Below are 6,000 nucleotides of genomic sequence, written 5' to 3'. Positions count from 1 at the left end.
CCACCTGGAAAACCATGGCCACGCCTGGAGAACCGATGTCCGCGCACCTGGCAAACCAATGCCCGCCTACATGGAAGTCAGCGTGTCCGTTGACACCGACATGGGCGGGAACGGCTGACGGGCCTGCTTGGTCGGCGGATGATGGCCTCGTGGAGCAGCGGCGTCGTCCATGTTGCGGGGCGAGAACTGCCGGGTTGGTTACGGTCGGACGCCAGGTTTTGCAGCACGACGTGCCGGAACACCTGGCTGTCGACACGCGCGGCATACCGCTGATGGTGATGGTGCCATCATCGCTGAACGTTTCCGGCCCGAGAACCCCTACCACGTCACCCTCGAAAAAACCCAGGCCATCGTCGCAGCCGAAACGTGATCACTCACAAAGTGCGAAACACGTGGGGGTGAATTCTCCGATAGAACTCTCACGTGATCAACGTGGTGAAACAGGAGCCTGGCGCCGGACCCACGGCCGATCACTGTCATTCCAGCCGCAGCCGGAGCGGGTCCTGGGAGCCTCGCCAAAGGTATGCGCTCAGCAGCCGGCCCGTTGCCCGCTCGATCGCGGCATCCTCGGGCAGCGGCCAACGCAGGTGCGTGTAGAGCGCGCTCCGGTACAGGTCGAAGGCCGACTCCTGAAGGTCGCCCAGCGCCCCGGCGTACCGAATGGCGCCCGCGTACGCCACGGCCGCGGCAGCCACGCCCACCGGCGCGGCCCACCACGCCCAAGGTGTCCACACGAGGAACGCCACGCCCCACATCCAGGCGGTGATCTGCCCGTCGAGCCGCTCGCGCGCACCGATCAGCTCTTTCCTGGCTTCCTCGGGCATAACCAGCCACAGTCGGCTCCAACACTGTGACGCCTCCAGCCCGTACTTGTCCGCCGGCCACCGCTCGGCAGCCGCCAGAACGTTGCCCAGCCGGGTCGGCAGGCAATGTGCGGGGTCGGACGGCATGCCGCGCAGCCATATGTCGAGGGCAGCCAGCTCGCGTTCCTCCGCCCAGCCGCGTGCGCGCGCGGCCAGGTCCTGCCAGCGCGCCTCCCGCTCAATGATCCTGCGTGACCACCGGCTGGCCGCGAGCCGGGCGAGCGGATCGAGCGACCGGTGCCATCGGCCGGTGAGCACGGCGAGCACCAGATCGACCAGGCGTCTGGCCAGGAGCCCGGACAGCAGCACGACAACCAGGAACCCGGCGACCATCCAGGTGGTCACCTGCCCGGTCACCGTCCGGACCGCCGCCTCGATGTTCTGTCCGCTGTTGAGGAACCACACGAGCCCGCCGCCCATCCAGAACAGCGCGGCGGGCAGGATCACGACGCGGGTCCAGCGCTCGGCAACCCGGTCCGCCAGCCCCTTCGACAGGCTCTCAAGCACCTACAGCTCCGCTTCCTTGACGCGGACGAGGGGTGTGCGGTGCCGAGGGCAGTCGGGCACGGGCTGGCCCACCGCACGACGGAGCCACCGGTGGTCGCACTTCTCGCATTCGTAGACGTCAGCTCCGACGAAGCTCCCGGCGGCGGCCAGCGGGAAGTACGCGGTGCGGGGATCGCGCAGGTCGCCACCGTCCGTGCCACGCAAGAACGCGTAAGCCCATTCCCGGGTCGCCGCGGACCGCTGAAGCAGTGTCAGAATTTCGGGCTCGGCTGCCGGACCGCGGGCGAGCAACTCGCCGAGCGCCGCGTCCACCTCCAGGGCCTCTTCGCCGAGGAGCGCCGGCAACTGCGGCCTGATCGTGTTGGCCAGATCGGTGATCGAGCGTGGCGGGCCGGTCATGATGCTCCCATGTACGTGAAGGCCGCCCAGTAGGCGGGATGGGCGAAATCGCGGCCCGTTCCCCATAACGGTCGTAGCGGCTCGGGGATCGGTGCGTAATGATCCATGAGGGCGGGATAGGCGGCACGCAGCTCGGCGTTGGTGGCGTCGCGCACCCACCTCTGGGCGTCACGCAGCGCCGCCGCCGGGTGGCCACCGCCTTTCCATATCGCGTAGAACCGGCTGAGCAGCAGCGCCGTGCTCGCGTCTGGCACCCGCCACATCGAGCCGACTACGCCGGCCGCTCCGCCCTGCAGGAAACCCGTGGCCAGGCCGATCACCTCATCCGACAGCTCGACCTGAGGCAACGCCGTCTCGCACGCTGACAGCACCACGAGCCCGGTACGTACCGGCCGAACGAGCAGGTCGCGCAGCGTCAGCCGTCGATTTCCCGACAGGAGGAGATAACTGTCCAGGACCTGCTCCCAGTCGGCGTAGCCATGGCAGGCGAAATGCAACACTCCGTGCCCATCGAACTCATGGGCATCAAGGCCGGCGAGCACCGCCTCGCGCGTGGCCTCGTCCCCGGTCAGGCGACGGGCGCCAGGGTATGCCCGGACGGCGGCGTCGACCTCGTATGCCGTGAACGGCAGCGGTCGCGCGGAGACCGGTTGCGGATCATCGACGGCGAACATGTGTCCGGCCTCGGCGCCGTCGGGCGCGGATCTGGCGGCGATGCCAGCGCTCGGCGCGAAGGTGAGCGGTCGAAAATCGATCGCGAAGCGTCGCCCGGTGGGAGCCTCCTGATCGGGTGTCCAGGCGGCGTGGAAGGGCAGCAGGACCAGCAGCCATGTGGGAACGATGGTCAGTGGACCGTCGCCGGGGACGAGGTCGAGCATCGGCCCCATCGCCGCCTCCCAGAGCCAGCGGGTGACGTCGTCGAGCACTCGGTGCCAGAGCCGCACGTCGGTTCCAGCCTGCTCGTAGGCGTCGATGTAGCCGAGCAGCCGCCGTAGGACATGGTCCAGCCGCAGATCGGGCAGAGAATGGGCAACGACGGAGCCGTCGTCGACCAGTAGTCCGTAACCGCCACGGGTACCGGCCAGTAGATACAGCAGCGGGCCGGAGCGCGCGGCCCGAGCGATGTCGCCGGCCGCATCGGGCAGTCGGAAGCGCTCGAAGCCGGGCTGCTCCCTGATGTGCGCCAGCGCCTCGTTCCTGTCGCGGCGGGCCTGGTCGAACGCGGGGGCCAGCGGCAGCCAGTCGCCCATGACGGGTTCAAGCGCCTGGCGCTGCAGCTCACGCAGCCGCGCCTCGGCCCGTTGGTACGGCTCGGCAAGCTCGGGATGATTGACGGCGAGCCGGTCGTTCTCCGCAGCGGCCCCGGCGAGCGCGTCGGCGAGCAACCGTGTCCGGCCACGCTCCAGCGTCACGACGGCGGCCCAGGCGTCGCCCGCCTCCACGTGCGCCGCCGAGGCAACTGTCGTCAGCCCTTCCACCTTTGACAACCACCGTTGTTTGTGGGCTCTGAGCGGACTGCCGTCCACGACTCGGTCGATGCTGTCCAGGGCGTACCCGTATGCCTCGGCCGCGTGCTCCCACAGACCGTGCCTGGCCGCGTGGTTCCCCCAGACCCGGCTCGCCTGCAACACGGACTCAGGCAACCACTCGATCCCCAGCGCATACCCCTCGCGCAGCAGCTCCATCCCGCGGGCCAGCGCGTCGGGGGCGGCGGTGAGGTTGTGCAGGTCCGAGTAGGCGTCGGCGAGACTCAGCCGGGTGCCGGCGGCGAAGGGCGCTTCCGGCGGGCAGAGGTCGAGCGCCTCCTCGACGTGCGCGATGAATCGCCGCACGCTCCGCTCGGACTCCGCGTAGCCAGGGCGCGCCGTGACGCATGCACCCAGATTGAGCAGGTGCCTGGCCCGCTCCAGGCCTACGCTGGCCGTCGCCGCCTCCACCAGCAGTTCCTCGGCCCGGTCGAGTCGCGCCTGATCCGGCTGATTCGCGGGTCCGGCCTGCACAAGGAGGGCCGCCGCCAGGTTGCCCGCCCACACCGCGTAGTCCCGCGAGGACCTAGGGGTACGGTCGAGCACCTCCGCCAGGATTCGGATCGCCTCCGCGCCGGCGGCCGCGTCCCCGAACGCTTGACACTTGTTGAACAAGCAGCCGGCGAGTGCCGCCGATGCGCGATCATGGTCCTCGCCTGCGGCGGGAATGGTGAGAGCCTCGCGCAGGGCCTCGATGGCCTCCTCGAGCGCACCTACGTCTCCTGTGGACGCGTACACGTGCCGCAGATCGATCGCCAGGAAGTTGACGGCCATGACCCGCGTCTGGCCACTGGCCATCGTGACCGCCTCGCGGTGCAGGAGTACCGCTCTGTCGAGGTCGGCAGCGTCTCCCCACGCCAGATACCGATTGTGCAGCGTGCTGCCGTAGGCGTCGAGCACGGCCTCGTACCGTTGACTGCCGGGCTCGGCAAGCTCGTACATCTCCTCGTGCGCTTGTACGGCGGCGGTGAGATCCTCCCGATCGCCGCGTGACTGGTAACGGTGGCCGCGCGCCTGGCCCAGGCCCTGCAGGTGAAAGATGCGGTCCTGCCCGGGAGGGAGCCCTTCCAGGCTCTCCTCATGGAGCTGGATGGCCCGATCGAGGGCAGTGGCGTCGCCGGTGGCGCTGAACACCGAGCGCAGGACGACGGCCAGACGATTACACTTGCGTACCCGGTCCGTCGACCCTGCCGGCGCGTAGTCGACCGCCTGTTCGGCTGCGACGACGGCCTGCCACAAATCGTCCACGTCGCGTGAAATCGCGTACCGGCGCGTCAGATACTCGGCCATGATTGCGGCCGATGCACCCGGCCCGCCGTCGGTGGGATACGCGCCCTCGATCAGCCTGCGCTCGACCGTGAGCGCCGCGTCGATCAACCCGGCCGACGGCTCCCGCTCGCAGATCCTGAACAGCCGAGCACCGATGCCTCTCAGGGTCTCTCCCGCCCGCGCGCGTAGGCCGGGATCGTCCCGTACCGCCTCCCTCACAAGCTCGAACGCCTCATCGAGGCGCGAGGGCTCGCGCGCCGCAGTCGCGCAGGCCAGGCCGAGCAGGATGCTCGGCCTCAGGGGAGCACGTGGGGGCAGAGCGTCAAGGGCCGCATGCAGGAGCGCCATCGCCTCGGCCGGGTCATCGTCGCGTTGAAGCATGGCGTGCGCCGCGTTGTGGCAGGCCGCCGCGCGCAGCGCGGGATAGCGTTCGCGGACCTCGTCCGCCTCCGCGACGCGCATCCAGCCCTCGGCCAGTTCGGCCAGCGCGTCGGTGTCCTGCCGCCCATAGGCGATCGGTGTCAGCTCCTCAACGCGCTGAAAGAAGGGAGCGAGCCACTCAGGCCCCTCGACCATGCCACCGTGCGCGTCCAAGGCGGCCACGAAACCCTCCTCCCTGGACGTCCGCAGGAGGCCCCGCCAGGCGGTCAGCCAGCGGGCTATATCGTCTCTGCCTCTCGCCGCGCATTGGTCGGCCATCTCGCCCAGCCACGCGTCGATCCCGGGGTCGAGCAGGTCGAGGTGATCCTGGAGGTACGCGATGATCTGTTTCAGGTCGGGTGCGCTCATAAGCTGGTAGAGCTCACGCAGCAGGGGATCGGACCCGCCGCCTTCCTTCTGTAACCGCTTTGCCGACATCGCGACCTCCGGTGCCACTGCCCCTCGATCAACCTGTGTGCCTCACCCGCATTATCACCGATCATGTGGGGGGCGGACTGGCGGTCAGGATGAAACGGGAAGCAGGGCGGGGAAGCAGAGTCCGAGGTCGGTCTGACGCAGGCGGTTGAGAGCGGGCGGTGCAGACCAGACGTATGGAGACGAGGCTGCTTGCGCGTACGGGTCTTGCGGTCGTCTCACGGTTGTTCTCGGCTTGCCTGGCTGATCTCGACGTGCGCTGGTTCTCGTACCCAGCTACGGCGCCGTTTGACCCCGAGACTGGCCCGGCTCTCGCCCAGCAACATGGTCCACACCAGGAAACGCCACAGGACCCGCACCGGTTGGCCAGGAGGATCGACATCGTCCCAGGTGACTTAGGACTTACTCGTCCTAGCTGAGCCCGGAGGACGTCCCCGCCTGGATGGCCAGCCCCCGCCATGCCGGCTTGACGAGGACGGTGAGCGATTCCGTCGTCGGCCCAGTTGCTGACGCGGCCCGGACAGGCCGCCGGACCTGTGTCGCCGAGTTCGGTTGGTGGCCTCTGGCGGTGCTCCGAGCTG

General features: G+C 69.0%; 3 protein-coding genes. All 3 read right to left on the bottom strand.

The features are described 5' to 3' along the window. Window positions 1-476 precede the first annotated feature (476 nt). Genes ACZ6S0_RS38615 through ACZ6S0_RS38605 form a run of 3 tightly spaced genes read right to left on the bottom strand, consistent with a single transcriptional unit; the run spans window position 477 to window position 5,440 of the window. Window positions 477-1,370: a hypothetical protein gene (locus tag ACZ6S0_RS38615; RefSeq protein ID WP_465924285.1), complete on the bottom strand. Its 894-nt coding sequence runs from the start codon at window positions 1,368-1,370 to the stop codon at window positions 477-479. Beyond that, window positions 1,371-1,769 carry a hypothetical protein gene (locus tag ACZ6S0_RS38610; RefSeq protein WP_465924284.1) on the bottom strand — a complete coding sequence of 133 codons (399 nt, stop codon included), beginning with the start codon at window positions 1,767-1,769 and terminating at the stop codon, window positions 1,371-1,373. Beyond that, window positions 1,766-5,440, bottom strand: a complete 3,675-nt coding sequence (locus ACZ6S0_RS38605; protein WP_465924283.1) for a CHAT domain-containing protein — start codon at window positions 5,438-5,440, stop codon at window positions 1,766-1,768. The genes ACZ6S0_RS38610 and ACZ6S0_RS38605 overlap by 4 nt, the downstream gene beginning before the upstream one ends. Window positions 5,441-6,000: the final 560 nt, after the last annotated feature.

The sequence above is a fragment of the Nonomuraea sp. NPDC051298 genome, from assembly GCF_055586305.1.
This window is presented reverse-complemented; position numbering and strand designations above follow the sequence as displayed.

What these genes read in the sequence shown, in the direction of transcription:
- ACZ6S0_RS38610 (WP_465924284.1), bottom strand. Translation starts at nt 1,769, where the DNA reads ATGACCGGCCCGCCACGCTCGATCACCGATCTGGCCAACACGATCAGG.